16 protein-coding genes and 1 tRNA gene are annotated in these 13,779 nt (G+C 39.6%); 6 read left to right on the top strand and 11 right to left on the bottom strand.

Annotation, left to right across the window (positions count from 1 at the left end; genetic code table 11):
* Window positions 1-32 precede the first annotated feature (32 nt).
* Both AC1VOR_RS17685 and AC1VOR_RS17680 read right to left on the bottom strand, forming a co-directional pair.
* On the bottom strand, window positions 33-1,331 hold the full coding sequence (locus AC1VOR_RS17685; RefSeq protein WP_482619700.1) for an ABC transporter substrate-binding protein: 1,299 nt from the start codon (window positions 1,329-1,331) through the stop codon (window positions 33-35).
* 144 nt (window positions 1,332-1,475) lie between these two features.
* Window positions 1,476-2,534 (bottom strand): LacI family DNA-binding transcriptional regulator, encoded by a 1,059-nt coding sequence (locus tag AC1VOR_RS17680; protein WP_482619815.1) that lies wholly within the window; start codon window positions 2,532-2,534, stop codon window positions 1,476-1,478.
* A gap of 214 nt (window positions 2,535-2,748) precedes the next feature.
* Between AC1VOR_RS17680 and AC1VOR_RS17675 the strand changes: the two genes are divergently transcribed.
* From AC1VOR_RS17675 to AC1VOR_RS17655, 5 genes are all read left to right on the top strand, one after another.
* Window positions 2,749-2,819 (top strand) — tRNA-Gly (locus tag AC1VOR_RS17675).
* A 110-nt stretch (window positions 2,820-2,929) separates the two neighbouring features.
* The gene (locus AC1VOR_RS17670) at window positions 2,930-3,850 is read left to right on the top strand and encodes a tyrosine-type recombinase/integrase (protein ID WP_482619699.1); all 921 of its coding nucleotides are present in this window, start codon (window positions 2,930-2,932) and stop codon (window positions 3,848-3,850) included.
* A gap of 14 nt (window positions 3,851-3,864) precedes the next feature.
* On the top strand, window positions 3,865-4,089 hold the full coding sequence (locus AC1VOR_RS17665) for a hypothetical protein (protein WP_482619697.1): 225 nt from the start codon (window positions 3,865-3,867) through the stop codon (window positions 4,087-4,089).
* A 16-nt stretch (window positions 4,090-4,105) separates the two neighbouring features.
* Window positions 4,106-4,342, top strand: coding sequence for a hypothetical protein (locus tag AC1VOR_RS17660; RefSeq protein WP_482619695.1), 237 nt, complete (start codon window positions 4,106-4,108; stop codon window positions 4,340-4,342).
* A 17-nt stretch (window positions 4,343-4,359) separates the two neighbouring features.
* Window positions 4,360-4,584, top strand: a complete 225-nt coding sequence (locus AC1VOR_RS17655; protein WP_482619693.1) for a hypothetical protein — start codon at window positions 4,360-4,362, stop codon at window positions 4,582-4,584.
* Between the two features lie 157 nt (window positions 4,585-4,741).
* On the opposite strand, the gene AC1VOR_RS17650 is transcribed toward AC1VOR_RS17655, so the two are convergent.
* The 6 genes from AC1VOR_RS17650 to AC1VOR_RS17625 form a co-directional block, all read right to left on the bottom strand.
* Window positions 4,742-5,881, bottom strand: coding sequence for an Ig-like domain-containing protein (locus tag AC1VOR_RS17650; RefSeq protein WP_482619691.1), 1,140 nt, complete (start codon window positions 5,879-5,881; stop codon window positions 4,742-4,744).
* A 132-nt stretch (window positions 5,882-6,013) separates the two neighbouring features.
* Window positions 6,014-6,358: a hypothetical protein gene (locus AC1VOR_RS17645; RefSeq protein WP_482619689.1), complete on the bottom strand. Its 345-nt coding sequence runs from the start codon at window positions 6,356-6,358 to the stop codon at window positions 6,014-6,016.
* A 55-nt stretch (window positions 6,359-6,413) separates the two neighbouring features.
* Entirely contained in the window at window positions 6,414-6,716 is a 303-nt protein-coding gene (locus AC1VOR_RS17640) for a hypothetical protein (protein WP_482619688.1), read from the bottom strand.
* A gap of 616 nt (window positions 6,717-7,332) precedes the next feature.
* Window positions 7,333-8,628: a phage portal protein gene (locus AC1VOR_RS17635; RefSeq protein WP_482619686.1), complete on the bottom strand. Its 1,296-nt coding sequence runs from the start codon at window positions 8,626-8,628 to the stop codon at window positions 7,333-7,335.
* Between the two features lie 138 nt (window positions 8,629-8,766).
* Window positions 8,767-8,940, bottom strand: coding sequence for a hypothetical protein (locus AC1VOR_RS17630; protein WP_482619684.1), 174 nt, complete (start codon window positions 8,938-8,940; stop codon window positions 8,767-8,769).
* The gene (locus AC1VOR_RS17625; protein WP_482619682.1) at window positions 8,930-9,520 is read right to left on the bottom strand and encodes a recombinase family protein; all 591 of its coding nucleotides are present in this window, start codon (window positions 9,518-9,520) and stop codon (window positions 8,930-8,932) included. Before AC1VOR_RS17625 ends, AC1VOR_RS17630 begins: the two co-directional genes overlap by 11 nt.
* 241 nt (window positions 9,521-9,761) lie before the next feature.
* On the opposite strand from AC1VOR_RS17625, the gene AC1VOR_RS17620 reads away from it, so the two are divergent.
* A complete protein-coding gene (locus AC1VOR_RS17620; RefSeq protein WP_197070091.1) occupies window positions 9,762-9,872 on the top strand; it encodes a putative holin-like toxin in 111 nt (36 codons plus the stop codon).
* A 203-nt stretch (window positions 9,873-10,075) separates the two neighbouring features.
* On the opposite strand, the gene AC1VOR_RS17615 is transcribed toward AC1VOR_RS17620, so the two are convergent.
* The 3 genes from AC1VOR_RS17615 to AC1VOR_RS17605 all read right to left on the bottom strand — a co-directional run bounded on the left by AC1VOR_RS17615 (window position 10,076) and on the right by AC1VOR_RS17605 (window position 13,771).
* The gene (locus tag AC1VOR_RS17615; protein WP_482619680.1) at window positions 10,076-11,710 is read right to left on the bottom strand and encodes a terminase large subunit; all 1,635 of its coding nucleotides are present in this window, start codon (window positions 11,708-11,710) and stop codon (window positions 10,076-10,078) included.
* A 54-nt stretch (window positions 11,711-11,764) separates the two neighbouring features.
* A complete protein-coding gene (locus AC1VOR_RS17610; RefSeq protein ID WP_482619678.1) occupies window positions 11,765-12,136 on the bottom strand; it encodes a hypothetical protein in 372 nt (123 codons plus the stop codon).
* A 168-nt stretch (window positions 12,137-12,304) separates the two neighbouring features.
* The gene (locus tag AC1VOR_RS17605) at window positions 12,305-13,771 is read right to left on the bottom strand and encodes a TOTE conflict system archaeo-eukaryotic primase domain-containing protein (RefSeq protein ID WP_482619676.1); all 1,467 of its coding nucleotides are present in this window, start codon (window positions 13,769-13,771) and stop codon (window positions 12,305-12,307) included.
* Window positions 13,772-13,779: the final 8 nt, after the last annotated feature.

The following is a 13,779-nucleotide window of genomic DNA, read 5'->3' as shown; positions in this document are numbered from 1 at the left end:
ATCTTTAAAGACGCTCCCTGATTCGTGTTACTTTATTTCAAGACAGCTTGCGCCTGCTCTGACACCTCGTCCAGCGTCTTCGGTATATCCGCATTACCGTAGAAAATCGCTTGTACGGCCGCTCGAATTAAATCCTCGGCTTCGCTCCATCTTTCATGTCGCATACTGGCGACCAGCTTATCCGTTCCTTCCAATTCCTTCGCGAAAGCTTCCAGATAAGGATCGCTAGCATATCCATTCTCCTCGTCCACGGCAATGACCGGGGAGAAAGCGAACTTGTCCGCTGTAATGATCTTGATGCCTTCCTCGCCAGACATGAACTTGATCAGTTCCCAAGCGGCTTCCTTGTTCTTCCCGGATTTTGGCATAGAGTAACCAGACGTATGGATAATGCCCTTTAAACTTCCACCCTCAGGAAGAGGATGCGTCACGGTGCCAATATCGAGCTTCCCATCCTTAAGCATGTCGCCGAGCGGCCACATCCCGTTGTCGAACATGGCAATTTGTCCCGTCTGGAACGACTCCAGGCCATTGTTGGTGCTGAACTTGCCAGCTGAATTAATCTTGGAAGATGCATCGTATAATTGCTTGAGGAACGTCATGGTTTGTATATTTTCGGCGCTATTTAATACACCTTGAATGGTTGTGCCATCATCACTGACCATATCTCCGCCATTACTCCAGAAGTACGGTTGCATTGTCATCACATCATCCGGGGTCATAATAAATCCGTATTGTCCTGGCTTGGTGAGCTTTTGTACCGTCTCGACAAATTGATCCCAAGTCCACCCATCCTGTGGGTATGACACCCCTGCATCGTCGAACAGCTTCTTGTTGTAATAGATAGCTCGCGTGGAATACGTCGTTGGCAAGCCCCACAGCTTCTCGTCATATTTCATATAGTCCATAATAATGGGATAATACATGTTCAAGTCATAGCTATCCTTGTCTACCCAGGTTTGCATATCCTCCAAAGCGCCACCAGGGACATATAGCGGATAATTCCAGGCCATAAATACGTCGGGGGCTGTCTCGGATGCAAGAGAGGTGAGCAGCTTCTGGTCGTAATTATCCGGTACGGATTCTACCTTTACTTTAATCTCAGGATACTTCTCCATAAAAGCATTGATTGCGTTCTGATATGGCTGAAGCGTCTGGCCCGAATCCCAGGTCATAAATCGCAGGGTTACTTCCTCCGGCTTACCAGAAGCCGCGCTTCCGTCTCCACCGCCATTGACACCGCTTTCATTTTTGCCGCCGCAAGCGCTCAATAATCCGATGCACAATACGGAGATTAAAGTAAAAACCACCCATTTCTTGCTCTGTTTCAATACGAACCCCTCCTTCAATGTATGTTTATTGCTATATGTGAACTTGCCAGGTGAACCATGATTCCTCGTGGCTATACCCGGAAAGGAGTCACTATTGTCAAAATCTAAACGTTTAGATTTTTGTTTAAAAAGAGACTTCTGGCGTTAGCCTATCTCTTTGTGCTGACGCGGAGGCGCTACAGACTCCCGTTCTGTTAACCGGCATACCGGCATCGGCGGGCGAGCCGTGTTCTTCCCTTGCATGCGCTCATGCAGCGTTTGCATCACCAGGTAGCCCATTTCATGGAGCGGTAAATCCATCGTTGTGATCTTGGGAGTCAGATAACCGCTGAACTCGCGGTTATCAAAGCCAATCAGCGAGACATCGCCAGGAATGTCGACGCCCAGTTCCTTGGCAGCTTCCAGCACCCCCACTGCCATCACGTCATTCATCGCTAAAATGGCGGTCGGCGGCGTCTCCATAGTCAAGAGCTCCTTGGCAAGGTGGTAGCCGGATTCCTTCTCCCAATCTCCCATTTTGATCAAGGAAGGGTCGAACGGAAGCTCAAACTCGGTCACAGCTCGATAGTATCCATTTAACCGCAGCCGCGAAGGAGTAGAGTCCATCAATCCGCTGATAACAGCGATTCTCTGATGGCCCTTCTGAACAAAATGAGACATGGCTTCATAGGAAGCTTGCTCGTCATCGTATTGAATGGAAATATCCTCTTGTGTATAGGCATAAGTGTAGATGATCGGTTTACCTTCCGAATCAATCAATCCGGTCAAATCGCGAGGATGGACACCGATGTAGATCATTCCATCGACCTGCTTGCTTAGTAGCTCTGATACCGCATTTTCCGCGTAACCCCGATAGCTGTCCACCTGGCTAAAATTCCGGCCGATTCGCTTGTCCAGCCGCAGGTTAGTCAGCAAGATGTAGAGATCATGACGATCTCCATAGTCGTTGATGCCGTCGATAATTTCTGGCGTGTTAAATACGGTGACATCCTCGGCAATAACTCCAATGGTATCGGTACGCCGTCGCTTGAGGCTCTTGGCAATATTATTGGGCTTGTAGTTCATCTCCGCTATGGCGGCCAGCACCCGTTCACGGGTCTTCGGACGGACATTGCGTGTCCCGTTCAGCACGTAGGAGACGGTAGCCGTAGATACATTCGCTTTCGCTGCGATATCTTTGATGCTTGGATGACTCTTGCTCATGCTCATGCTCATGCCCCTCCTCCTTCCATAGCTTCGCTAGAAGCCTGGTGAACAAAATTAAAATCTAATCGTTTAGATTTTCTATTTTTTATATATCACAACTCCAAATTGGCTGCAAGCGTTTTCCGAAAAAATAAGTACACGCTTCTGCATTTTCCCTAAACCGCTTGAACTTCCGTTCACTTGGAGTTATAATGTTTCTTGCTTAGCTTTTGCGGGTGTAGTTCAATGGTAGAATGCCAGCTTCCCAAGCTTGAGGCGAGGGTTCGATTCCCTTCACCCGCTTTCCAAGACTTTTCAGCCCTTTTTGTTTTGTGTCTACGTTAAAACCCTATGACATAATCGAACACACTGACTAATTGTTTTCCAAACTTTTAGGAGGTGTGTTTTTTGTCGTGTTAATTAAATTTGCAGTACAAGACTTTCTTCAGGACAAAAAATATAAGAATCTCTCAACAAAAACGATTGACGGATACAGAAGAAGCTTGAGCATGTTTCATGAATACTGCGCTCAGCAAGAAGTACTCAATGTCGAAGACATTAAGCCAATGACAATCAAACATTTTCTTGTTTACTTGCAGACAGACCACAACAACAATGCAACCAGCAGGAACAATAAACTGAGGATTGTTAAAAACTTTATGTCGTGGTGTCAAGAAAATGAGTTAATTGAAGACAAGCAAAACGTTGCCAAGAAGGTGAATTATGCGCATGAAGAAATCATTCTAAAACCGTTCTCGGATGCGCAAATAAATCAGATGCTTTCATATTTGCGAAGCAATAAGCAACGTGACAGGACATTCTTGTCTTATCGTAATTACATCATTATTGTTTTTCTGCTTGGCACAGGCGTTAGACTTGGCGAACTTATCTCTATAAAATGGGATGATTTGGATTTTAAAAATGGAACTGCTTCAATTCTGGGTAAAAAGCGCGAATTATCTTCTGTCCCATTAACCGATAAACTAGTCCGAGAAATGGCAGAGTATAAAGTTTACTGTGAGCAGCATTTTACAGATTTATGTTCTTATGTATTTTGTACTGACAAAGGAACGAAATTACAAGAAGAGTCGGTAAAAACAATGTTCAAAAAGCTAAAACAGATTATGAATTTTAAAGATGTAAGATTATCCTGCCACACCTTTAGAATTACATTTGCTGTCAAGTGTATTCAGAATGGGATTGATGCATTTACGTTAATGCGTTTACTCCGTCACAGTGATATAGCAATGACTAACAGGTATGTGCGAATGTTTGGTACAGCGCTCAAATCACAGAATGATAAATTCAATCCGTTGAATGACATCAATCTATAAGGTGGTGAATCGCTATGGCAACCGAACTGTTGGACAAGGATATCAGTACAAAGCACCTAATCTGGCTTATGGATGATGAGACATATGCAGAATTGTATGCTCTGACAGTCCAGCATATAAAATTGGCAAAGGAGTATAATAACCAAAAATTGGATGTTTATAAAAAAAGAGAAATAAGGAATAATATAGTATTAATAAGAGAGAAAAGAGATTTTATCGTTAGTAACTATAAAATGTAACAGGGAGAGATTTACAATGACGAAAGAAAACACAGATTACTTATACAATTGGGGAGATAGTGTAGACAACTTCTTTTATTGGGTTGCCAATGCCTGTGGGCATGAAGAGGATAGTGGGGTATATAGCACCTTGCATAAACTGATTAAAACACAAAAAGATTTAGATGGATTCATTGAAGTCTTTGATGGGAATTTGGATTTGAATGCTTCTACTAGAAGATTTGCAATAGATAGAACACAACCATTAGTATAGAGGGGAATTGTATACCAATGACCAAGTTGACAACCAAACAAGCGCTTTGCGATTATGTCTGTCAGTTTGCTGGTGAGGAAGCTGCGGCATCATATGATTACTATATTACAGACGATCAAGTAGCACAGGATTTTGTTAATGCGATAGGTGACGGAGATATAAATGATTTTATGGGTAACATTCAACAGTATTTTTTTGATGAGGATTATCAACAAGAGCTTAAAGCACTTATGGGGAATTAATTCCTCATTGATTCGACTACCTAACATGATGTATATTGTGTGTAAGGGATTGTAGGACGCTTTGTAAGCCATCCCACAATCATACGATGCTTTACCGCTTAGAGTGCTTTTCCTTTCGTGGAGGAAATGCGCTCTTTTCTTTTTAGATTCTTTTTGCTTACACAAACCCTCTAATCCTTACACGTTGCCATGTGTATACGCTTGGATCATTGTCCAATGTCGCCTTAATCTGCAAGTAATAAGCACTGTTCTTGGCTGTGATTTTAATCGTATTCCCATTCACAACTTGCGTGAATTTGTTTGTATCAGCAGTAGATGTTTTATTGTCTGCATACACTTCAAACGTCACAGCCTCATCCATAGGCAGAACATTTGCCGTAAACGTCCCAGAATCGCCATAATAAATATAATAATAATCTCCGCTTTGTTGGTCTGGATTGCTATACGTAATGTTAATTGTCTTGGTGTCAGGCATATCAACCACGCTAACGCGCACAGTATCGAATATGTAGCCATTGCTTGCACTGGTTACTGTAATCGTTACCTCGCCTACTTCAAGCCCTGTCACAAGCCCCTGAGCGTCCACTGTAGCAATTGTATTATTTGAGGAGACAAATACCACAGGTGCATCATATGTACTTGTCCAATCAATTTGAAGCGTTTCAGACACATTAACCATTAGTGGCTCAGGATTGATTACATTAATAGGACATGCCGAGCCGTTAGCAATGTTGTGTTCAATGTCGTCCGTTGCTGGGTTGATCTGTTCACGCTCACAGGTAAGAATGCTAATGCCTGGCTGACTGTATGTATCGTTTGCGATGATTTTAAATTTGTTTCCATTTATCATAAACGTATCACCTGTTGTTAGTTGGAGGCTTATAGAGCGAGATGGGATATAAACCGTTATTTTATCCTGTATTAAAGTCAGAACATTCCCCCCAACTAATGAAGGATTTCCGTTTTCTATGTACGTGCTAACCGCTTCAAACTGACATTTGTGATTGAATACAATTTCATGCGGCAGATGCCTCATAATCCCCTTGTAATGGCTGTATCGCTTATCGTTCACCTCTGAGATTACCATATATCTATTGCCCTTGTATTCAACCATATCGCCACGGTTCAGCGGTTCAAGTGAAGAAATTTTTCTATCATCATAGCTGGTGTTAAGGTTGGTATTCGTTATAATTCCTTTACTCTCTGTTGGGTTGTAATTGACAGTTATTGATCTCCCCACAGACTCAAGCATGTATTTAAAATTCGAATCATCATCGACATTGAATAAGTTTATCATTTTATTTTCCTTTCATATTTAAATAGAAAAGAAGGCATACCCTTATACCCGATGGATTAGGCCAGCGTTAGGGAATACCTTCTTTTCCTTTATGTATTCATTTAATTTTTGACTTAGAATTGAAGCCTATCGTTACCGGTTGAACAGCATAAATGTATTGCTCTTGGCTCCCACATCATCAGAAGAAGGGAGTTGTCTGATTTTCCGTTCCAGTTGGTCAATGCGGTTCTGAAGTGAATCGGCAAAATCATCAACAGATTGATCATCGAATTTTCGATTAGCCATAAGCTGCGGATTGTTGGCAATTGCCTCTAAACAGGATAAAGCGGTATGGTATATTGCTTTCTTGTTCTCGTTTGATGAAGGATTGTAAGCCTCTGATGGAGATAAAGAGGACTCTTCGATAAATACGGAAAGTTCTGTTTCCGTGAATCCTGATTGCTGCACTTCCATTTGTAGGCGTTCTAAATTTGTCATATGGTTGCTCCTTTAATGTAAAATCGGAAAATAAAAAACCTACTCGAAAGTAGGCTTAAAAGTTAGGACGTAGAGCTTCAAAAGGAGATTCCATTTCTCTTTTTTGCTCCCCACCCTGTAACAAATAACTTTCATATGTATAATACCGCGTTTCATGCAGAATACTTATAATCTCTGCAAATCCTATAATCATAATCCCTGAAATAAATCCACCTAGCCACCATGTCAATGCAATTCCCCATCGAAAGCTAAAGTAACTACTTTCTGGCTGTCCTGAACTTATCCCAATAATAAATGCTGCAATAATCTCAACAATTCCAATCCAAAGTATAAACCTTGAAATTTTATTAGATCTCATTCCTTAACGACCTCCAACCTAATATTTTCCACCATTCTATCATTTCAGACAAATTAGGTCTATTGTTTCAAGAAAAATTTAGGTTAGTGGTCTATAAGTCCTTATTCTCCCAATTTTATTTTTTTCGATTATGCGTAAATGGGTATGCTAACAGCCCCCTTTTTCGCTTTGGGGTAACGGGTTTCCCTCTGTCTGGCTCCCTATGCTTCACACTAAAATTATGTAGAATAGTGCAAATCAGCACCATTTATACACCAAATACTGTAAATTTACATGCTTTTGGTCGATAATTAGAACCCAAACTACAGTAGATAGTGGTCTACATAGCCTGTAAACCCTTGATATTCTTGCATTTTCGTCTATATGGAATCAGTATCCAGAAAGGAACCATAAGTAATATTATAGCCCGATTATGGATACTGATTCCAATTAGAAACAATAGATAAAATTTAAATAATTGTATGGGAATCAGCATTTTTGCGCCTATATATAAAAAATGCGCTATAGTCGGCACAAGTCATAAGAAACTTTGACATAACATAGGCGCGAGGCTGCATACTTCCCTAACATTTATCCTCAATCTTTCAAACTCTTTTATTCTCTTGAAATCTCTTATTTATTCCTTTTTACTCACATTTCCTTCGCTCTGAATCTTATCCATCTCGGTAGCGACGTCACTTACATATGGATTATGCTTAAGCACACTCTCCAAGCTGATACCGCCAATCTCTCTAAGTGTCTTCAGGTTAACAATAATATCGCTTTCGCTCGTTGGCATACCGTAGGAGAATGTAATAGTAATGCTATCCCATTGCTCATCACTAAATTTCTTGCCCTGCAATTCAAGCAAAATTCTAAACTTTCCCAATCGTTCATTCAATCCCTCGCGGATGAATCTTTCCGTTTGGTTTGCCTTCATATTTGCCGTGCTAAAGAGCAACTTTAAGCTAATCTCAGACAGGTTACTCACATCAACCTTACCCATGCTCACCGATGGTGTACCAGACACATCCATTAGGCTCATCATTAGATGGCTATATATGGTTTTGAACGCATCGTGCGAGAATTCGTTATTTTCAAACTTGAAATCAGCATCAGAATCCAGACTAAGACCACCGCCAACAATCTCACTCGGCAATGCATCCTCACTGGTCAATCGTTGTCCTTTGACTACTGGAATCCCTACAATATGTTTGTAGAAACCGTCTGTACTCTTGCTTATTAGGTCTTCTAAGTTGTCAATTATGCCCACGTAATCATCTAAGTCAGAGCGACCAAACACATTGTCAATAGGGTTATCATTTCTATAGATCACTGGCAAGCCAGATGCATTGTTATATGTATTTCTAAGCCTTACATATCCACCGTTATTGAAATACTTCTCGACTCGATCAGGATAATAGATATTCCAGTAAGTAATGTTATTGATGCAAAAGGACTCTACAAAAGCTATGTATTCTCCCTCATCATCAACCACAGGAAACGAATCAGCAGGGTCTATAAGTTTGCTTCGTATTGTTCCATCCTTAATATATGTATACTCATAAGCGTTGCCATAGGCATAGACATTCTTGACAACATCATAATCCAGATTCGCATAGCCGTTCTTGTAAACCTTCTGGATGGCTGCTACTACATCAGGATCACCGCTGTATGTAATCTGATTGCCTACGAGATACGAGGTAGCATATTCAATCAATCTACTTCCATAGTTCAGCACAATTCTTCTGGGGTCAAAAGGCTTCCCGTTGAACATTTCAGGAGGTCTATTGTTAATTTTATGCTGTCCTGTTAGGTACTCTTTCTTGTTTATAATATCGTACACCCTCATCTGATGCCGTGTATCGTCTACATAATCTACAAACCAGTGTTCACTATATCCATTGTCATTAATAAATTCTTCTATGCTCAAATTATCTTCTCCTTTAAAATTGTACAAAATCACTATTAATAGATTTATTTTTATTATGAATGCAAAGAGAAGGTACTCTATACCGATAAAATGTATACCAGCTAAAGTACCTTCTTTACTTAAATTAATAAATTAAGCTCACTTTCCGAACATCAGTAAAATCCTGATCATTACAAAAAACTCAATTAAAATAAAAATTCTCTTTACTCCTGCCGCCAATCCTGGAAATATCGCTGTTAAAATCATTGCAGCCAACGCAATCAAGATTACGTGAATGGGTGTAATTTTGATATCTTCTTTATTATCCTCCACTGCTTTTAGCTCCCTCTTCATATTCTTTGACTCTACGATAAAAAGTATTAGGCTTCATATCCACTCGTTTCATTGCTTCAACCGCAGTAATATTGCCCTTCTTCCAATCTTTATAAGCCTCTATGAAGTCTTCATCTATCCGCTGCTTTGGTCTTCCAAAGACCGTACCCTTTTTCTTTGCTTCTTCTATTCCTTCTGCCTGTCGAACGTTTATCTTCTCTTTTTCTTTTTCAGCCATGTATGAGAGCAATTCAAGGACTATACTAGAAATGACCTTTTCTAATCCATTTCCGTATTGTCTTATGTCAAGAATAGGCATGTCCACAATTACTATGTGCGCACCGATCCCTTGTGTTATTTCTTGCCATTCGTTTTCTATCTCTCGTGCATTTTTGCCTAGGCTATCTAGTCCCTTGACAAAGAGAATATCATCTTTTCTTAAAACGTTCTTTAAAGCTTGTTGATCAGTAAAAAAATCATGTTTCATTATGCCTAAGCCCTTCAACGCTTCATATTGTTGCGCTTCATCCTCTCCTTTGGTAGAACCTCTTATATACCCGTATTTCCTAATATCACCCAACGACAAATCACCTCCCATATCCCTAAAAATATTATATCACTTATATTTCAAAATGTATAATTTGTTTTTGAAATATTTCATAAATAGAAGGACGTATTTCGACATACATTCGATGTTTGAATTCAAAGCAAAAAGAAGCAGCAGTTAGCTACTTCCTAGCGACATAATATGATATAATATTCCAAGCAATAGAATAGGCTATATGGGCGGTCGGCTAACCTCTCGGAAGGGAGGTGATGCTATGGAAGTTAAAGACGCTTTAACAATTATGATCGGTTTCAGTTCGCTAATTATCGCGCTACTGACGCTAGTAGTTACAATTGTTTTGGCGATCCTTAACCAAAAGAAATAGACCGCCCCTCTGGAAAAGGTTTCGGTCTTATTTCTTATTAAACAATATCTTTTCTTAATGCCGAACCGCCCTTAAAAGCGGCTATTGCTGTAGAGTCGTGTGTCGAGCACGGCTCTTTACTAATTTCATTTTACCATTGAGCTGCAAATGTATCAACAAGTTGATACATTTTATTTGATAAGTGATACATTTTATTCACTTACTCAAACATACCATTTACCTGATTTCCTTGCTTGAATAGCCAGCCCCAAACTAATCACTAAATCATCATGGTTACTACGTCCTGCCTTGTTACCCATTTTCCCGTTTTTATCTTCAACGAACATTTGCATTTGCTGAAGCGTTTCTTTGTCGTTGACCAGAATCAACGATTTTTCAAAGTGTTCCTTCAGGTCGCTTATCATGATACTTTTCGTGACTTCTGTTGTTAAGAATCCTAGTTCCAGCTTCTTGTTTCCCCTTTTATCGAATGTCCTATGTTTATACAAATTCATATACCTGTAATTTTCCCTCAACCTCTGGATCACTGGAAGACCGTAGCTGTTCCGTTCAATCGCCAAATAAGCATATCCATAATATCTACCTATGTAATTTAAAAATTCTGCAAACTCATACACACTTATCTTATTGTTGTGAAAGCTGGCAACCTCAACGCCATCCCTATTCATCAGCGTCAAACTGGATGAATCTCCACCGCCTCCGCTGGCAACGTCAGAACCCCCATAATACCTAACTCCGTGCCTTGGCAAATGGTAGACACTCAAACCTTTGCCAATCCATTGATGGAGCGTATCAGGCAGTTCTTTTCTTAATGTTTCACTGTCAATGGGTTCAGGAATATTATTCAAGCGTTCCAGGAGTTTACCTTGATCAAATACATTCCGTCCACTTGTTTTAAAGGCTTCTGTATACGTAGAAGGGAACTCAGTTTGGAAGTCCTCCGTACTCATACTACTAAGCTTCCAGAGCCTCCAACACATCATAGGAAGCGTTGCACCAGCCTTGTATAGCCGTTTTTCCTCTGCTGTATATAAATCCTTGGTGGTCATTTTGCAACCTCTGTTAATGGATTTGTACCATTCTACGGCTTGTTCTATCTCAGATTTAAAATTTTGTTTATGAGCATCGCTTATCCAAGAATAGAAATAGGCTTTGTAATTCGTGATCTTCTTGAATGATTTATCAAACAACTCATAATAATAATTACCTGTGCCGTTCGCTGTTGACTCAATCACAATTTTACTATCGGGATTTTTTGCCAATGCCTGAGTCAATGAAGTTAGCAGCTTACTTTGGTCAACCTCATAAAATGCAAGTTCGGACAACAATATGTATTGATACGTACCACCACGGCCAATATTTTGTTGTGGAGGGGAAACCTGTATTCTTGAACCGTTGGATAGAAGCAATTCATCCTTGTTGTCACGTACCGTTTCAGGAAAATCATGTTTATCTCTTGGTAAATGATCAGCCATTAGCTTCAAGCGTTCAAATAAGTATGAAACCTGTTTCCTGTCTAACGAAACGATCATGTATGATGAGTTAGGGCGCTTAATTGCATTCCACAAACAAATTGCCAGAGAGACGGTACTAAATCCTATTTGCCGTGACTTCAGAATGATATTAAACTTTTCCATTGTGTTCACAAAGTCGCTTTGTTCCTTGTTCAAATTAAAGGGAATCAGTTCGCCGTGATTGTCCACAATTTTTATGAACTCTGAGCAGAATAGTACAAAGTCATCCATGATCTCGTTGTATCGTTCAAGCTTAGTGTCTTTTGCAGATTTGACTATTTTACGCTTGTTTTTAATCTCATTCTGCTTGATTTTTAATGCCATTTATTTCTATCCTTTCTATCTGAAACAAAGAAAAAGAGGACTTGCAATAAGCCCTCATTCCTCACCTTTGAAATACCGTTGAGCATCCTTGTAATGCTCTGCAATCTCCTTCTGCAACTTGAGCATAATTTCTATATCTTTAGCGTTTGGCTCGTTCAAGGCACGTTCCTTGACCTTGTTGTATAGTTCCTCTAAATCTCGTCCCTGATTGCTCTGCAACACCAGAGAGGTTATATGCCGAAACTCGTCTGTTTTCTCCCATTCTTGATAGGGCAGGAGACTCTTGACGTGCATACGTTCAATTAGTTCGCTCTCATCTGCTGGAACCTCGTCTTTAGCTCTCCAGAGATTAAATCGCCATTTGACATATAGCTTACGGCGAGATGTAAGGGAGCGTAGCACATCCCAGATTGTTATGTTGTCCATGTTTATCTTCTCCTTTAAATTAGAAACTTGTACGAAATCACTCTTAATACATTATTTATTATCCATAAGGATTGAACTGTGGTACTAATCCCCTGATTTATAGGGTAGAAGTAAGTACAAAACGTAAAGTTTCTGTATAATTGGATTAATATGTAAAACTATATTTGACTACTTATTTATTACTAAACTCTCGAACTGTCTTCTAGGTAGTATCTTCTTCAGTTCTTTATCCGTGAAATAAAACTTCATGCATGATTCAATTGATGCTAAACTTTCTGTAGTAAATATAGGCTCATTATTCTCCAAGGTTCCAGCTCGTTCCAAGTTAAAGTTCATTCTATATCTATTTGGTAACTTCTTTGCCAAGCCTGTACCTTTCGGAATTCTGTTTCTTTCTATTATTTCTACAACCCCAAGTTTTTCTAGTTTATTGACCTGCTGCTTTACAGCTTGATCATATAAACCTGTAGCATCCATGATAAAGTCATACTTCATATGAAAAATACCCTTTGCATCGGCGTGACGCTTACTATGTATGAGCATTGCATATGTAATCAGTTTTTGATTTTTTTCTGGGCAATTCTCGATGATCCACTTCATTTCCTCATATGTAACTGTCAAATCTCTCTGACTAGCAGCTAGATTGTAATTTTTCTCGTACATATTTTTAACTGTTGAGTCAATTTCTTTGTAACATTGCTTTAATGGTGTATTGTACAAACTCGTATCCTGCCAATCCATCCATTGACATAATTCACTTTTGCATTGTTCTTGGTCGAGTCCTTGATATTTTAAGTACAATCCAACCAAAAACAATGAATTATTTCTACTTCCTTGTGTTTTCAAACCGTTCAAAAATATGTCCTTTGCCCGATCAATTGAATAATCCTCTGACTGCTCATAGCTCTTCAATGGTTTATGAGAACTAATAGCATTTTCAGCCTTGGGGATTTCTTTTATTGCATTTCTAATTCCAACTTCAGCCGTTCCAAGTATGTTCATGATTAGTTCTTTTTCGGTTTTCTGAGTCCCGAATATGTATTCTTCTGATTGTTCTTGATCCATTACCTTTAAACCTGATTCGATGGTGCAGAATCCACAATAATTTCCCGTCTTCTGATGTATCCCAAGCGGGATTTTTACCCCTTGGGAATCTGTAGGTCTAAATTCAACTTTCCCATTGTTAAAATGCTGCTTTGCATCAGCCTCAAGCAATATGTAATCAAACAATTTCTTTGCGTGCGAGATTTGAATAGGCTCATCAAAAAACAAGTCAATATGATATCCTTTGCCGCCGCTATAGCTTATGTAGTGATAGGGGAGATTGAAATGAAATAATGTATCAGATAATTTATATGTCATCCACTTTGCGAACTCTTGATCATTATCAAAATCCACGTCAAACGTAATGAATTTAGTAGTGATCTTTCCTCCAAATGTCCCGATAGTAAAATCGCCTTCTAAGTGCTTAAAGAATTGCCAATCCATAATACATTTTGTCTTCTTGCCGTTCCTGACCTCGCCTCTGGTGTATGTCCTGTATCCGATAGGCTCAGGATGCTGAATTAAGTAATGTCCGAATTGGATAAAATACAGTTCAGCGAGTCTATCCTTAATATTTTGTTTATCATTCAAAAAAGTTT

Source organism: Paenibacillus sp. 1SOY10, assembly GCF_056836745.1.
Note: the sequence above shows the minus strand (reverse complement) of the source record. Positions and strands in the feature narration are given on the sequence as shown.

What these genes read in the sequence shown, in the direction of transcription:
- AC1VOR_RS17680 (WP_482619815.1), bottom strand. Translation starts at nt 2,534, where the DNA reads ATGAGCAAGAGTCATCCAAGCATCAAAGATATCGCAGCGAAAGCGAAT.
- AC1VOR_RS17665 (WP_482619697.1), top strand. Translation starts at nt 3,865, where the DNA reads ATGGCAACCGAACTGTTGGACAAGGATATCAGTACAAAGCACCTAATC.
- AC1VOR_RS17660 (WP_482619695.1), top strand. Translation starts at nt 4,106, where the DNA reads ATGACGAAAGAAAACACAGATTACTTATACAATTGGGGAGATAGTGTA.
- AC1VOR_RS17655 (WP_482619693.1), top strand. Translation starts at nt 4,360, where the DNA reads ATGACCAAGTTGACAACCAAACAAGCGCTTTGCGATTATGTCTGTCAG.
- AC1VOR_RS17650 (WP_482619691.1), bottom strand. Translation starts at nt 5,881, where the DNA reads ATGATAAACTTATTCAATGTCGATGATGATTCGAATTTTAAATACATG.
- AC1VOR_RS17645 (WP_482619689.1), bottom strand. Translation starts at nt 6,358, where the DNA reads ATGACAAATTTAGAACGCCTACAAATGGAAGTGCAGCAATCAGGATTC.
- AC1VOR_RS17640 (WP_482619688.1), bottom strand. Translation starts at nt 6,716, where the DNA reads ATGAGATCTAATAAAATTTCAAGGTTTATACTTTGGATTGGAATTGTT.
- AC1VOR_RS17620 (WP_197070091.1), top strand. Translation starts at nt 9,762, where the DNA reads ATGGAAGTTAAAGACGCTTTAACAATTATGATCGGTTTCAGTTCGCTA.
- AC1VOR_RS17615 (WP_482619680.1), bottom strand. Translation starts at nt 11,710, where the DNA reads ATGGCATTAAAAATCAAGCAGAATGAGATTAAAAACAAGCGTAAAATA.
- AC1VOR_RS17610 (WP_482619678.1), bottom strand. Translation starts at nt 12,136, where the DNA reads ATGGACAACATAACAATCTGGGATGTGCTACGCTCCCTTACATCTCGC.